Origin of the sequence: Acinetobacter equi (genome assembly GCF_001307195.1) — a bacterium.
Taxonomy (GTDB): domain Bacteria; phylum Pseudomonadota; class Gammaproteobacteria; order Pseudomonadales; family Moraxellaceae; genus Acinetobacter; species Acinetobacter equi.
On record NZ_CP012808.1, the window covers coordinates 116,577 to 132,570 of the forward strand.

Consider the following 15,994-nt stretch of genomic DNA (forward strand, 5'->3'; position numbering starts at 1 on the left):
TATAAGCTTTGTATTTATTTAATTTATCATTTTATTATTAGATGACTTTTTAAATATTGTAAATCATCTAAATGAAAAAGAGCGGCCTAGACCGCTCTTTAAATTATTTACGTTTACGTTGAATCGCGTGAATTGCACGACCATCGACAGCAAGTGCTGCTTCATGCACAACTTCAGAGAAAGTTGGATGACCGAAAGTCATTAATTGAAGATCTTCAACCGAAGATACAAATTCAAGTGCAATCATACCTTGGTGTACGATATCAGACGCAGCAGGCCCAATTACATGCATACCTAGTAAGCGGTCAGTTTTTGCATCAGCAACAAACTTAACAAAACCTGCATTTTCACCAGCAGCCATTGCACGACCATTTGCAGCAAAACCAAATTGACCAGTCTTAACTTCGTGGCCTTTTTCTTTCGCTTGCTCTTCTGTTAAACCTACCCACGCAGCTTCTGGGTGTGTATAGATTACAGAAATGATTGTGTCATAGTTTACTTGTGCAGCATGACCGTGAATACGTTCAACAGCCATTACGCCTTCTTCCATTGCTTTATGTGCAAGCATTGGACCACGTACTAAGTCACCAATTGCATATACACCTTCAACAGAAGTTGCACACCAATCGTTTACTTCAACTAAACCACGTTCAGTTAATTTAATGCCTGAATCTTCAGCCAATAAACCTTCTGCATAAGCACGACGACCAACACAAACAATTAACTTATCAAAAGTTTGTTCTTTGTCTTCGCCACCTTGAGTGTACTTAACTGTAACTTCACGGCCTTTAACTTCAGTACCAGCAACTTTAGCGCCAACACGGATGTCTAAACCTTGTTTAGTTAATAGTTTTTGGTAGTCTTTTGCCAAAGCTTTATCAGCCATTGGTAAGAATGCATCCATTGCTTCAAATACAACAACTTCAGCACCAAGACGACGCCATACTGAACCAAGTTCTAAACCAATAACACCAGCACCAATAACACCTAAACGCTTAGGAACTTCTTGGAATTCTAATGCACCAGTTGAATCAACAATGATGTCTTGATCAACAGGAGCGACTGGAATATTTACAGGTACAGAACCAGATGCAAGAATTACATATTTAGGTTCTAAAATTTGAGTTTCACCTTCGTGAGAAACGAACTCAACTTTTTTACCAGCAAGTAATTTACCAGTACCTTTTAACCATTCAATGCCATTACCCTTTAAAAGACCATCGATACCCATAGTTAATTGGTTTACGATTTTATCTTTACGATCAAGTAATTTAGCAAGATCAAACTTCACTTCACCTGTTGTAATACCGTGATCAGCTAAGTGATGAACAGTATCTTCATAACGATGAGAAGAATCTAATAATGCTTTAGAAGGAATACAACCCACGTTTAAGCATGTACCACCTAAAGATGGCTTGCCTTTGTGAATACGTTTTTCAATACAAGCAACTTTAAAACCAAGTTGAGCTGCACGAATCGCAGCTTCATAACCACCAGGTCCGCCGCCAATAACAACAAGATCAAACTGTTGAGACATTCAGTATCTCCGAAAACGGGCTTAAAGGATCGCTTTAAGCCCGTATTTATTTTGAAATATTAAAGATCAAGGATAAGTCTAGCTGGCTCTTCTAACAATTCTTTAATTGTTACAAGGAAGCCTACAGCTTCTTTACCATCAATTAAACGATGGTCATAAGAAAGTGCTAAGTACATCATTGGTAAAATTTCAACTTGACCATTCACAGCCATAGGACGATCTTGGATTTTATGCATACCCAAGATTGCCGTTTGTGGCGTATTTAAGATTGGAGTTGAAAGTAATGAACCGAAAGTACCACCGTTAGTAATTGTGAAAGTACCACCAGTCATATCTTCAATAGCAAGTTTACCTTCACGCGCTTTACCAGCGTATGCACGGATGCCATTTTCAACTTCAGCATAGTTCATACGATCTGTGTCACGTAATACAGGTACTACAAGACCACGATCAGAAGATACAGCTACACCGATGTCATAGAAACCGTGATAAACGATATCATCGCCATCAATAGAAGCATTAACCGCTGGGTAGCGTTTAAGCGCTTCAGTTGCAGCTTTAACGAAGAATGACATAAAGCCAAGACGCGCACCATGACGTTTTTCAAACGCATCTTTATATTGGTTACGCATTTCCATGATTGGTTTCATGTTTACTTCGTTGAACGTAGTTAACATTGCTGTTTCTTGAGTAGCAGCAAGTAAACGTTCAGCAACACGCTTACGTAAACGAGTCATTGGAACACGTTTTTCAATACGTTCACCAACAGCAACACTTAAAGGTGCAACAGCTGGTTTAGTTTGATGGTTTGCAACATCTTCTTTAGTGATGCGACCACCACGTCCAGTACCAGCAACGTCAGATGCTGCAATACCAGATTCAGTTAATGCTTTGCGAACTGCAGGAGCTTGATCAGTAACAGCTTGAGCACGTTCAACAACTGGTGCAGCACCAGCTTGAGTTTGTGCAGCAGCTTGTTCTACTTTAGCTTCTGATTGAACTGCTTGAGTTTGAGCAGCGCCTGAAACAGCACCTTCTTCAAATTGAGCAATCACTTCAGCAGAAAGTACTGTATCACCTTCATTTTTGATGATAGATGCAATCGTACCATCAGCAGGAGCTACAACTTCCAAAACAACTTTGTCAGTTTCAATATCACAAATCACTTCATCACGTGAAACTGCTTCACCTGGTTGTTTGTGCCAAGTTGCAATTGTTCCGTCAGCAACTGACTCTGGGAACACCGGTGCTTTAATTTCGGTTGCCATTCTTAAGACTCTCCTGTTATTCAGCTACGATCGCTAAAGCATCATTTACGAGCTGAGCTTGTTGTTTTGCATGCAAATATGGTGAACCACATGCAGGTGCAGCTGACGCGTCACGACCTGCATAGCTAATACGTAATTGTTTATTCGCATTTTCAACTGTGTTGTAAAGTTGTGGTGCGATAAACAACCAAGCACCTTGGTTCTTAGGTTCTTCTTGAGCCCAAACGAGTTCTTTAACGTTTGGATAAGAAGCAAGAACTTCAACAAGGCGTTGTTCTGGGTATGGATACAATTGTTCAACACGAACGATTGCAGTGTTTTTCAAATCTTTTTCACGACGTTTTTCAAGTAAGTCGTAATAAACCTTACCACCACAAAGAACTAAACGAGTTACATCTGCAGGGTTAATGTTGTCAACTTCATTGATCACAGTTTGGAATGTACCAGTTGCAAGCTCATCTAATGTAGAAGTTGCAAGTTTGTGACGAAGTAAAGACTTCGGTGAAGTAACAATCAATGGCTTACGAATTGGGCGAATTGCTTGACGACGTAAAGCGTGATAAATCTGAGCTGGAGTAGTCGGTGTGATTACTTGCATGTTTTCTTCAGCACACAACTGTAAATAGCGCTCTAAACGTGCAGATGAGTGTTCAGGACCTTGACCTTCAAAGCCGTGTGGAAGAAGCATAGTTAAACCACAAACACGTTCCCACTTCGTTTCACCTGAAGCGATGAATTGGTCAATTACAACTTGCGCACAGTTAGAGAAGTCACCGAACTGAGCTTCCCAAATAATTAAACCGTGTGGAATTGTTGTTGCATAACCATATTCAAATGCAAGTACAGCCATTTCAGAAAGAAGTGAGTCATACAATGCAAAACGTGGTTGATTTTCTTTTACATGACAAAGTGGGATGTATGTTTCACCATCTACTTGGTTATGAAGTTTTGCATGACGATGTGAGAATGTACCACGACCAACATCTTCACCTGTAATACGTACAAGGTAACCTTCATCAAGTAATGTTGCATACGCTAAAGTTTCTGCAGCACCCCAGTTTAAAGGCATTTCACCTGTTTGCATTTTCAAGCGATCATCAATCACTTTAGATACTTGACGTTGCATTACGAAACCTTCAGGAAGTTTACGCATGCCTTCGCCTAATTCTTTTAAGCGTTCGATTGGGAAAGTGGTATCCCAGACATCTGTATATTCGTGACCAAGGTACGGAGTCCAGTCAACAAACATTTTTGTATTTGGTTCAAGTACAAGTGCATTCGCAACATGTTTACCCGCTTCTAAATCAGAGCGGTAATCTTCAACCATCGCATCTGCTGCTGCACGATCAAGAACACCTTCTTGAACCAATTTATCAGCATACAAAGTACGAGTTGTAGTTTTCTTGTTGATGACTTGGTACATCAATGGTTGAGTTGCAGCTGGCTCATCCGCTTCGTTATGACCACGACGACGATAACAGAACAAGTCAATTACAACGTCTTTACGGAATGTATGACGGAAGTCATGTGCCAATTGAGTAATGAAAATTACGGCTTCTGGATCATCGCCATTCACATGGAATACAGGCGCCTGAACCATTTTCGCGATATCTGTACAGTATTCTGTAGAACGCGCATCACGTGGATCAGAAGTTGTGAAACCAACTTGGTTGTTCACAACAATATGAACTGTACCACCTACTGTATAACCACGAGTTTGTGACATTTGGAAGGTTTCTTGGTTAACACCTTGACCAGCAAATGCAGCATCACCGTGAACAATAATTGGCAATACATCATCACCACCAATGTCTTTACGACGTACTTGGCGAGCACGTACAGAACCTTCAACCACAGGTCCAACGATTTCTAAGTGAGATGGGTTAAACGCCAATGCCAAGTGAACTTCACCACCTGCAGTCATTACGTTTGAAGAGAAACCTTGGTGATATTTAACGTCACCAGAGCCTTTTTTATGAAGTGATTTGCCTTCAAATTCACCAAATAAATCGGCTGGGTTTTTACCCATAATGTTTACAAGAAGGTTTAAACGGCCACGGTGAGGCATACCGATTACAACTTCTTTACAACCTACAGAACCTGCACGTTGAATGATTTCATTTACCATTGGGATAAATGATTCACCACCTTCAATACCGAAACGCTTAGCACCAACAAATTTATTACCAAGGTATTTTTCTAGGCCTTCAGCCGCAGTTAAACGCTCTAAGAAATGTTTCTTTTGATCTGCAGTGAACGTAAATTTACCACGAGCACCTTCTAGGCGTTGTTGAATCCAACGTTTTTCTTTGGTATCAACAATGTGCATGTATTCAGCACCAATTGATGAACAATAGATTGACTCCATTGCATCAACCATTTCACCTAAAGTTGCTTCAGTTTTACCAATCGCAAGATTACCAGCATTAAATACTGTATCTAAATCCGATTTAGTTAAACCATGTGCTGCAAGATCTAAATCTGGCACATCTTCACGCTTAGCCAAACCAAGTGGATCTAATTTTGCTTTTTGATGACCACGATTACGGTAAGCGGCGATTAGCTGTAATACACCAATTTGACGATGTTCATGCTCAGAACTTACTGCACTTTGAACTACAGATTGAACACGACTTGAATTACGTCCTAGTAATAGGAATTGCTCACGTACATTGCTGTGAGGTTGGTCCCCTTTAGGAAATTTATCAAAGTACTCGCGCCAATCATCCCCAACCGTCTCAGGAGCCGTCAAATACTGTTCATAAAGCTCTTCAATATACGCTGCACTATCAGCGGAAAGTTCAGTGTCAAGACGCAACGCGTCAGTAACTTCTTGCATTTGTGGACCCATTTCCTATTGCAAAAACATTTTTCAGGATGCTTTTTAAGCAAAACCCATGATTAGTAATGTCAAATTTGTAAGATGACATTATTCCCCATTAGGCATAACCTTGGGGCGTTATCCTTACATTAGGAAAACCCAATGTATAAAATGAATCATAACGCCCTCAGCGGCATCATCATTCATATATACCCGGTAAAACCGAGCAATTTTTTGCAAATCGACTTAAAAAAAATAATTTTTTCAACTTACCTTTTTTAAAGCAACTCATTCCGCTATTTACTCTAATTTGTAGTCATTTTACATACTTTAACCAACCACTATTTTTTAGATATAATAATCTTTCAAAGTTTAACATAAAGCTATCCCATCAACTGATTTTTTTCACACATACTCTCTATAAATTGGTTAAATATAACTTTTACAGCTATATTGCATATATGGAGACTAATTATAGAAATTTCTAGTACCCAAGCTAAATTTAATACAAAATTCTAAACCAATGAATTGAACTAAATACTAAATATGCATCACTATTCTAGTTAAAAATATTTAATTTAAAACTCAAACTAACACACACTAATCCACCATTATTAAAAACCATTACCATTTTAGCTTTTTTTTGCATACGATAAAACATCTCACTTACAACTCATCACACTGAAAATAAAAAAAGCACACCGAAGTGTGCTTTTTAGCAGTACAAAATGCACTTAGCCAGCCATATCTAAAAGCATGCCACGGATGTGACCAATCGCTTTAGTAGGATTCAAACCTTTAGGGCATACAGATACACAGTTCATAATGCCTTTACAACGGAAGAGTGAGAATGGGTCATCAAGACGAGCCAAACGATCTTGAGTCGCTGTATCACGTGAATCAATAATGAAACGGTATGCATTCAACAATGCAGATGGACCTAGGAACTTATCAGGATTCCACCAGAATGATGGGCATGAAGTTGAACAACATGCACAAAGGATACACTCATACAAACCATCTAAATGCTCACGCTCTTCTGGAGACTGTAAACGCTCTTTTGGTGGTGCAGGTTGATTGTTAATCAAGAATGGTTGAATCTTATCATACTGATCGTAGAACTGATTCATATCAACAACCAAGTCCTTAATTACAGGAAGACCTGGCAATGGACGAATTGTGATTTCATTAGGCAAATCATTTAGGTTCCAAAGACACGCTAAACCATTTTTACCATTAATGTTTACACCATCAGAACCACAGATACCTTCACGACAAGAACGACGGAAAGTTAAAGATTCATCTTGAACTTTTAAAGCCAAAAGTGCATCAAGCAACATGCGATGCTTATCAGTCAACTCAAGTTTAAAAGTTTGCATGTACGGTGCTTTATCCTTATCAGGATCATAGCGGTAGATATGAAATGTACGAGTACCTCTACTCATCTTTATTCTCCTGATTAGAATGTACGTGGTTTAGGTGGAATTGCATCAACCGATAATGGACGGTAACGCACTGGTTTGTACTCTAAACGATTGTCCGCAGAGAACCATAATGTGTGTTTCATCCACTCATCATCACGACGACCATATGGATAGTCAGCATGATCAGGCGGTAACTCAAAGTCCACAACTGTATGCGCACCACGACACTCTTTACGAGCAGCAGCTGAGATTAGAGTTGCTTTAGCAACTTCATATAAGTTTTCAACTTCCAAAGCTTCGATACGTGCTGTATTAAATACCTTAGATTTGTCTTTTAAATGAATATTGCGAACACGAGGCTCAATTGCAAGAATTTGTTTTACACCTTCTTCCAAAAGAGCAGATGTACGGAATACACCAGCATGATCTTGAACAATATCACGAATCGCATCAGCAACTTCTTGCGCATTCTCACCAGAAGTCGATTCATCAAGATGACGAATACGTTTCATTGTATTTTCAAGAACTGTTGTAGGAAGCGGTGCATATTCATCACCATGGTGTTTAGTCACATAATCAATAATGTGTTCACCAGCTGCTTTACCAAATACAACTAAATCAAGCAGTGAATTTGTACCTAAACGGTTTGCACCGTGTACAGATACACATGAACATTCACCAATTGCATAGAAACCTTTCACTGGTTTTGTGAAATTACGTTCTTCTACATTTATAGAATAAACATCAGTTTCTTTATTGTAGTTTGCAACAAGTTCTGTTGTTTCACGAGATTCAGGAACAACAACTTGTCCATGAATATTCGTAGGAATACCACCCATTTGGTAATGGATTGTTGGTACGACTGGAATTGGCTCTTTAGTGATATCAACGTTTGCAAACTTCTTACCAATCTCAAATACAGATGGAAGACGTTTCATAATCGTGTCAGCACCTAAGTGAGTCATATCAAGAAGGATATAATCACCTTTAGGACCACAACCACGACCTTCTTTAATTTCTTGGTCCATAGAACGTGATACGAAGTCACGTGGAGCCAAGTCTTTTAAAGTTGGTGCATAGCGTTCCATGAATGGTTCGCCGTCTTTGTTACGAAGGATTGCACCCTCACCACGACAACCTTCAGTTAATAATACGCCTGCGCCCGCAACACCCGTTGGGTGGAATTGCCAGAATTCCATGTCTTGTAATGGAATACCTGCACGAGCTGCCATACCAAGACCATCACCAGTGTTGATATAAGCATTAGTAGATGCACGATAAACACGACCAGCACCACCAGTAGCAAACAATGTTGCTTTACCTTGGAATACTGCAATTTTACCAGTTTCTTGGTCAATTGCCGTCACACCAAGTACATCACCATTTTCGTTACGAATTAGATCAAGTGCGATCCATTCTACGAAAAATTGTGTACCCATTTTCACGTTGCTTTGATAAAGCGTGTGAAGAAGCGCATGACCTGTACGGTCAGCAGCTGCACAAGCACGTGGAACTGCTTTTTCACCGTAATTTGCAGAGTGACCACCGAATGGACGTTGGTAAATAGTACCATCATCATTACGGTCAAAAGGCATACCAAGGTGTTCAAGTTCATAAACAACTTGAGGAGCTTCACGAGTCATGAACTCGATTGCATCTTGGTCACCTAACCAGTCAGAACCCTTAACTGTGTCATAGAAGTGGTAGTGCCAATTATCTTCTTGCATATTACCAAGAGATGCACCAATACCACCTTGTGCCGCAACTGTATGAGAACGTGTTGGAAATACTTTAGTTAACACCGCAACTTTTAAACCTGCTTGAGCAAGCTGGTAAGAAGCGCGCATACCAGAACCACCGCCACCAACGATAACTGCATCGAAAGTTTCATGTGGAATATTTGTGTAATCTTCTTTAGGGGTTATAGCGCCCATGATCTTTTCCTATCAATTTGCCCAAAAAATCTGGATAGCCCAGATTGCGTATGCAAATACAGCAATAATCACTGCTGAAGTCAGTACAAGGCGTAAACCTGTAGCAGATGGACCCATTGAACGGGTAGTCACATAGTCAGTGAATACTTGCCACATACCAATCCATGCATGTGCTACAAGAGATAAGACTGCCAATAAAGACATAATCTTCATTGGAGTTGTCATCATAAAGCCATACCATTGTTCAAAGCTGAATCCGCCATTACAAAGGATCCAACCAAATACAACTACTGTATAAACAGCTAAAACTACGGCACTTACACGTTGGATATACCAATCACGAGAACCTGAACCCGTTAAACCTGTAGCACTTTTCATTAGAGTACGATCCATACAAATGCTGCAATAATACCTATCGCAGACAAGATTAATGAAATAGTAGCTGCAATACGACCACTTTGAAGCTCTTCAGCTACACCCATGTCAGCAAGTAAATGCTTAACACCTGCAATGAAGTGGTAGATCAAGCCTGCTACAAATACCCATACGATGAAGCGCACAATAAAGCTATCAAAAATAGCCTGTACTTGAGCGAAACCTTCTGGAGAAGACAATGACTTATCTAAGATCCATAAAAGTACTGGTACGAGTAAAAATACGATGACACCAGAAAGACGGTGTAGAATTGATGCAATAGCCACAGGGGATTTTAAGTTTACATCTAAAACTTGACCCATGGACAAATTGACAGGTCTGTTGCTTTTCACAGCGGGCATCCTGTAAGTAAAAACTCCATCCGGAGTTTGTTGGAATTAATTCGGAGGAAAGCTGGCATTGTTAGGCAAGCCTATGCCTAAATTCAAAACGACACTGAATTATAAGGCGACAACTATCAAAATACAAACAACATCCCGCCTATTTTTCAATAAAAAAACCTTAAATAAGAATCATTAACATTAAAATCTCAATTCATAATTCATCCATTTGATTTACAAAAATAAACTAGGCTATTGTTTTAAAAACTAAATTTTATTTTAAATTTTTCATTACTTGAATTATAAGGTCTGTTTCTATTAAGACTAAAGCAGAACAAAAAATCTACCATTTCAGTCTATATTCGAATTTTTAATACTTTGCAATACAGTATTTTTTTAATAAATAGTGAGTATTTAATAAAACATCTTACATAAAATAAATACTTCTTAAATAAGTACTTAAATTCATATTAATTGATTAGCAGCACCCAATTAGCACAATTATTATTCACCAGAATATTAAAACAATACCCTTTTCTCTTTATCTGATAAAAACTAATCAATTTAAATGTGTTTTTTTTAGACAAACAAACATTTGAAAAAATGAGACATATTCTACATTTTTTCAATTTATTATTTTTTATTTTCCATCATAATTTTATGTAAGTTACGAGAATTATAATAATTTAGACCAAAATGCTAGGATTTAATATTGATCATTTTTAATTTTTTAAAATTCAAAAATAGTTACAATTCAGCACCAATTTAAAATTTTTTCTGCAACTCTAAGTTAATTTGACATATTATACCCTGCTGATACTGTGATTTTATTAAGATTTTATACTCAATATAATTGATTCGCTTTATTTTAAGCTGTCACTTTTTATCCATAAGTATAATTGACAAAATTTCAGTACTCACTAATCTTATAGCAATTTTTGAAACCTCCGATTGACGGATTAAAAGATAAAAACCCTAGATCGGATTTACATTCACCAGGACAGGAGATCTATTGAATGTCTGAAGCAACTGGCAAAAAAGCCGTTTTACAGCTTGATGGCAAAGAAATTGAATTACCAATTTACAGCGGTACATTGGGCCCAGATGTAATCGACGTTAAGGATGTATTGGCCTCTGGTCACTTTACTTTTGATCCTGGTTTTATGGCGACTGCCTCTTGTGAATCAAAGATCACTTTCATTGATGGCGGTAAAGGGATTCTTTTACACCGTGGTTATCCAATTGACCAATTAGCAACTAAAGCAGATTACTTAGAAACTTGCTACTTGTTGTTAAATGGTGAATTACCAACTCCTGAACAAAAAGCTGACTTCGACTCTAAAGTTCGTAACCACACTATGGTTCATGACCAAGTTAGCCGTTTCTATAATGGTTTCCGTCGTGATGCTCATCCTATGGCAATCATGGTTGGTGTTGTTGGTGCATTATCTGCGTTCTATCACAACAACTTGGATATCGAAAACGTTGATCACCGTGAAATCACAGCGATCCGTTTAATTGCGAAAATTCCTACGCTTGCTGCGTGGAGCTACAAGTATACTGTTGGTCAACCATTCGTTTACCCACGTAATGACTTAAGCTACGCTGAAAACTTCTTGTACATGATGTTTGCTACTCCAGCAGATCGTGATTACAAAGTTGACCCTATTCTTGCTAAAGCAATGGACCGTATTTTTACGCTTCATGCTGACCACGAACAAAACGCATCTACTTCTACAGTACGTTTAGCTGGTTCTACTGGCGCTAACCCGTATGCATGTATCGCTGCTGGTATCTCTGCACTTTGGGGTCCTGCTCACGGTGGTGCAAACGAAGCTGTTCTTAAGATGCTTGATGAAATCGGCACTGTAGAAAACGTTGCTGGCTTCATGGAAAAAGTAAAAACTAAAGAAGTTAAACTTATGGGCTTCGGTCACCGAGTTTACAAAAACTTCGATCCACGTGCAAAAGTAATGAAAGAGACTTGTGACGAAGTGCTTAGCGCGCTTGGTATCAACGATCCACAACTTGCTCTTGCAATGGAACTTGAACGTATTGCACTTTCTGATGAATACTTCATCAAACGTAACTTATACCCTAACGTAGACTTCTACTCAGGTATCATCCTTAAAGCGATTGGTATCCCAACAGAAATGTTTACTGTAATTTTCGCTCTTGCACGTACAGTTGGTTGGATCAGCCACTGGTTAGAAATGCACAGCGGTCCTTACAAGATCGGTCGTCCTCGTCAGCTTTATACTGGCGCGACTCAACGCGATATCAACCGTTAATTCGGTCTGCGTTGTTAGACAACAAAACCACCCTTTTGGGTGGTTTTTTACATTTAAAACAACATACATTATATTAATTTACAAAATAATATACTGACTTTAAAAACTCATACAAAGTATTACCATACCTCATTAGCATACAAATTTATAACTCATATATTTTCTATAAAGCAACAATAAAAACGAAAAAACACAAGGAAGTATATGATGAAAAACTCACATGAGCAGGACAATACTGCATTTTTTGGACATCCAAAACCATTAAAAGATTTATTTTTTACTGAATTTTGGGAACGATTTTCCTACTATGGCATACGCCCTCTTCTCATTTTATATATGTCCGCATTAAGCATTAATGGTGGCTTAGGATTAGACCGACCAACAGCAGCGGCTATTGTTGGATTATTTGCAGGCTCTATATACTTAATTACAATTTTTGGTGGCTGGATTGCAGACAATTGGCTTGGGCAAGCCCGATCCGTTTGGTATGGTTCAATCTTAATGGCTTTAGGGCATTTATCTATTGCTCTTAATGCTTGGTTTGACCAATTCTTTTTTTACTTTGGACTTGTGTTAATTGTTCTAGGCAGTGGTCTCTTTAAAACCTGTATTACTGTTATTGTTGGTACCCTCTATAACGCGCAAGATACACGGCGTGATGCTGGCTTTTCAATTTTTTATATGGGAATAAACTTAGGCGCATTTATTGCCCCATTATTTACAGGTTTATTCATTGAGAATAATGGTTGGCATATTGGCTTTGGTATTGGTGGTATTGGAATGCTGATTGCCCTAATTTTTTTCCGATTCACTTGTACGCCACAATTAGTCAAATTTAATGAAAATCAAGCGACTGAATCTGCATGGAATAAACCTGTTACCCCAAAGAAATCTGCACCTAAAATAGTCTTTGCATTTATCCTATTCTGCACAATAATCATCAGCTTAGTCACACTCAATATCATTACCATTAATCCAATTATATTAAGCAAATATCTAACAGCATCCATTTGTATAGTATTACTAATCTATTTTATTTATTTAATCTTTTTAGCAAACTCAACACCGAATGAAAAAAAGCAAATCATGATGTGTTTTCTTTTAATCATTATTGCTGTTTTCTTTTGGTCTAGTCTTGAGCAACAACCAACCTCATTTAATTTGTTCGCTCAAGATTTTACGCAACGTTACGTAGGTGGATACGAAATACCAACGGTTTGGTTTCAATCTCTTAATCCTATTTTTATGGTTCTTTTCGCCCCAGTTTTGGCATGGTTATGGACTAAATTAGGTAAATCAAATTTAAATCCAAGCTATATTACTAAATTTATAATTTCTATAGCTTTAGCTGGCTGTAGTTTTATTATTATGTATTTTGCCAGTCAAAGAATTATTTTAAATGGTGGTGCACTCGTATCACCTCTATGGCTAGTGTTTAGTTTATTATTCTTAACATTAGGAGAACTTTGTCTAAGCCCAATTGGTCTTTCGGCAATGACAAAATTAGCTCCAACTCAGCTTCGTGGTCAAATTATGGGGCTATGGATGACATCAATCGCTCTTGGAAGCTTAATTGCAGGATTAATTGGTGGGCATGTTTCCGCAGAGTCTTTACAAGAATTACCAATGCTCTTTATACAATGTGCAATAATCTTATTTGCTGGTGCCATTATCTTATTTATATTTAAAAAACCAATTCTGAAATTTTTAACCACCTCAAATAACTAAAATACTCTTTATTAGGGAGCAAAAGCTCCCTATTTTTAAATTCTTGAATTATTTTTTGATTTTTAAATAAGTTAAAACTATTACACTTCCCATGTATAAAAAACACACTATTAAGTAAAAATACAAAATTATTACTGAATATATATTTTATCTACACTTTATTACACTCACAACATATGTCTACATTCCGAAACTCCATATATTAAAAATGAAAATTTAGAAACAAAAACAACAAGGAATGTTTGTTATGGATAATAAATTTAAACAATGTGATAAAGAATTTTTTGGGCATCCCAAACCTTTACAAGGTCTCTTTTATGTAGAACTTTGGGAGCGCTTTTCTTACTACGGTATTCTTCCTTTACTTATTTTATATATGGCAGCAATCACAACCAGTGGAGGAATGGGTTTAGACCGCCCAACATCTTCGGCTATTTTAGGTATATTCTCTGGATCTCTTTATCTTATTACTATTTTTGGCGGTTGGATTGCCGACCGTTGCATAGGACAAGCTCGCTCTATTTGGTATGGTTCTGTCATTATTGCATTAGGACATTTAAGCATTGCATTAGATGCCATTTTTGGGCATTTCTTTTTTTATCTTGGCTTAGTTTTTATTGTTTTAGGTAGTGGCTTATTTAAAACTTGTATATCAACAATTGTAGGTACTTTATACTCACCAAAAGATTCACGTCGTGATGCTGGATTTTCAATTTTTTATATGGGCATCAATATCGGTGGGTTAATTTCACCTTTAGTTACAGGAATATTGGCTGAAAATTACGGCTGGCACATTGGTTTTGGTGCTGGTGGTATTGGCATGTTATTGGCATTACTAATTTTTAGATTTGTTTCTATTCCCCAGCTTAAATATTTTAATGCTTTAAGAGAATCTGAAAATTGATGTGTGCTGAAAAAAACGGAGACTTTAACTTGGTAAACTACACATACTCATCAGGAGTTTACCATGAGCAAAAAACAAAAGATTTATACAGCAGAATTCAAAGCTGAAGCAATCAAAGCTATTGATTCAAACAATGGCAATGTTTCAGAAACAGCACGACTGCTTGGCATTTCAATGCAAACCCTTTCAAATTGGTACAATAAAGCAAAAGCTGGAAAATTAGTAGGCACACAACAATATTCACCTGATCTCGTTGCTCTTCTCGAGGAAAATAAAAAACTGAAGCAGCAACTTAAAACCGCTGAAATGGAAAGAGAATTTCTAAAAAAAGCAGCAGCGTACTTTGCCAAAGAAAGTCAGTAAAGTACGTACATATGAAACAGCAAAAACATGCATACTCAGTCACTATGATGGCTCGGTTACTCCACGTTTCAGTTTCTGGATTTTATGAATGGTTAAAATATGGCTTAAGTAAGCGGGTTATTCAGAGAAATCATCAAACAATATTGGTTAAAATTGCTCACCAAGAAACCAATGAAAGCTATGGTTATATTCGTTTAACCAAGTACTTACAGGCACAAGGAATAGAAATTAGCGAGTATGCAGTTCGTTGTATTAAAAAACTTAATCAGCTGTATTGTAAGCGGCATAGGCGTTTCAAAAAAACAACTCATAGCGACCATCAACGTACGGTTTACAATAATTTGTTAGAGCAAAATTTTACAGTGACTGCTCCAAACATTGCATGGGTAAGTGACATTACATACGTGTGGACAGCTGAAGGATGGCTGTATTTAGCGGCTTTAAAAGATCTTTGCAGCAAACAAGTAGTTGGGTATAGCTTGAGTGAACGGATGACGTCACAGCTCGTTTGCAATGCACTGAGCATGGCGATTCGAAATCATAAACCCTCTCAAGACTTGATTATTCACTCTGACAGGGGCAGCCAATACTGTAGTCATGAATATCGAAAGATACTTGAAAAATATGGATTTCAGGGATCAATGAGTAAACGCGGTGATTGCTTCGATAATGCTCCTATTGAGAGCTTCTGGGGAATATTAAAAAATGAATTGGTTCATCATCGCAATTATAAAACAAGGGAAGAAGCTAAAGCAGATATTACAAAATACATAGAGCTATTTTATAATCAGCAGAGAATTCAGAAAGGATTGGACTTTAAGACACCAAATCAAATGGCAGAAGACTTTTACAGGATGGCTGCCTAGAATTTCCCAAGTAGAAGTGTCCTGTTATTTCAGCACACATCAAATAATTGGAATCGTGCTGTTAACTACAATCCAAATGCATCTAAATATATCTATATATTTT

10 protein-coding genes and 1 pseudogene are annotated in these 15,994 nt (G+C 37.7%); 4 read left to right on the forward strand and 7 right to left on the reverse strand.

The genetic code is table 11. The features are described from left to right. Positions 1-103 precede the first annotated feature (103 nt). The 7 genes from lpdA to sdhC form a co-directional block, all read right to left on the reverse strand. Positions 104-1,537 carry a dihydrolipoyl dehydrogenase gene (gene lpdA, locus AOY20_RS00560; protein ID WP_054580068.1) on the reverse strand — a complete coding sequence of 478 codons (1,434 nt, stop codon included), beginning with the start codon at positions 1,535-1,537 and terminating at the stop codon, positions 104-106. 59 nt (positions 1,538-1,596) lie between these two features. Then, positions 1,597-2,805, reverse strand: coding sequence for a 2-oxoglutarate dehydrogenase complex dihydrolipoyllysine-residue succinyltransferase (gene odhB / locus AOY20_RS00565; RefSeq protein WP_054580069.1), 1,209 nt, complete (start codon positions 2,803-2,805; stop codon positions 1,597-1,599). 16 nt (positions 2,806-2,821) lie between these two features. Further along, a complete protein-coding gene (locus AOY20_RS00570; RefSeq protein WP_054582504.1) occupies positions 2,822-5,644 on the reverse strand; it encodes a 2-oxoglutarate dehydrogenase E1 component in 2,823 nt (940 codons plus the stop codon). Positions 5,645-6,360: 716 nt separating this feature from the next. After that, complete coding sequence (locus AOY20_RS00575) at positions 6,361-7,071, reverse strand: succinate dehydrogenase iron-sulfur subunit (protein WP_054580070.1); 711 nt, start codon at positions 7,069-7,071, stop codon at positions 6,361-6,363. A gap of 14 nt (positions 7,072-7,085) precedes the next feature. After that, positions 7,086-8,984: an FAD-binding protein gene (locus tag AOY20_RS00580; RefSeq protein WP_054580071.1), complete on the reverse strand. Its 1,899-nt coding sequence runs from the start codon at positions 8,982-8,984 to the stop codon at positions 7,086-7,088. A 12-nt stretch (positions 8,985-8,996) separates the two neighbouring features. Further along, entirely contained in the window at positions 8,997-9,362 is a 366-nt protein-coding gene (gene sdhD / locus AOY20_RS00585; RefSeq protein WP_054580072.1) for a succinate dehydrogenase, hydrophobic membrane anchor protein, read from the reverse strand. Further along, positions 9,362-9,760, reverse strand: coding sequence for a succinate dehydrogenase, cytochrome b556 subunit (gene sdhC / locus AOY20_RS00590; protein ID WP_054580073.1), 399 nt, complete (start codon positions 9,758-9,760; stop codon positions 9,362-9,364). Before sdhC ends, sdhD begins: the two co-directional genes overlap by 1 nt. A gap of 995 nt (positions 9,761-10,755) precedes the next feature. On the opposite strand from sdhC, the gene gltA reads away from it, so the two are divergent. The 4 genes and pseudogenes from gltA (at position 10,756) to AOY20_RS00615 (ending at position 15,891) form a co-directional block, all read left to right on the forward strand. Next, positions 10,756-12,030: a citrate synthase gene (gltA, locus tag AOY20_RS00595; RefSeq protein WP_054580074.1), complete on the forward strand. Its 1,275-nt coding sequence runs from the start codon at positions 10,756-10,758 to the stop codon at positions 12,028-12,030. A gap of 207 nt (positions 12,031-12,237) precedes the next feature. Continuing rightward, positions 12,238-13,758: a peptide MFS transporter gene (locus tag AOY20_RS00600; RefSeq protein ID WP_054580075.1), complete on the forward strand. Its 1,521-nt coding sequence runs from the start codon at positions 12,238-12,240 to the stop codon at positions 13,756-13,758. A gap of 247 nt (positions 13,759-14,005) precedes the next feature. Beyond that, positions 14,006-14,659: pseudogene (locus AOY20_RS00605) on the forward strand (peptide MFS transporter); the annotation flags it as partial. Positions 14,660-14,725: 66 nt separating this feature from the next. Further along, positions 14,726-15,891 (forward strand): IS3 family transposase gene (locus AOY20_RS00615; RefSeq protein ID WP_144424744.1). Its coding sequence is split into 2 segments (ribosomal slippage): positions 14,726-14,993 and positions 14,993-15,891, totalling 1,167 coding nucleotides; the frame shifts between segments, so codons are not numbered across the junction. Positions 15,892-15,994: the final 103 nt, after the last annotated feature.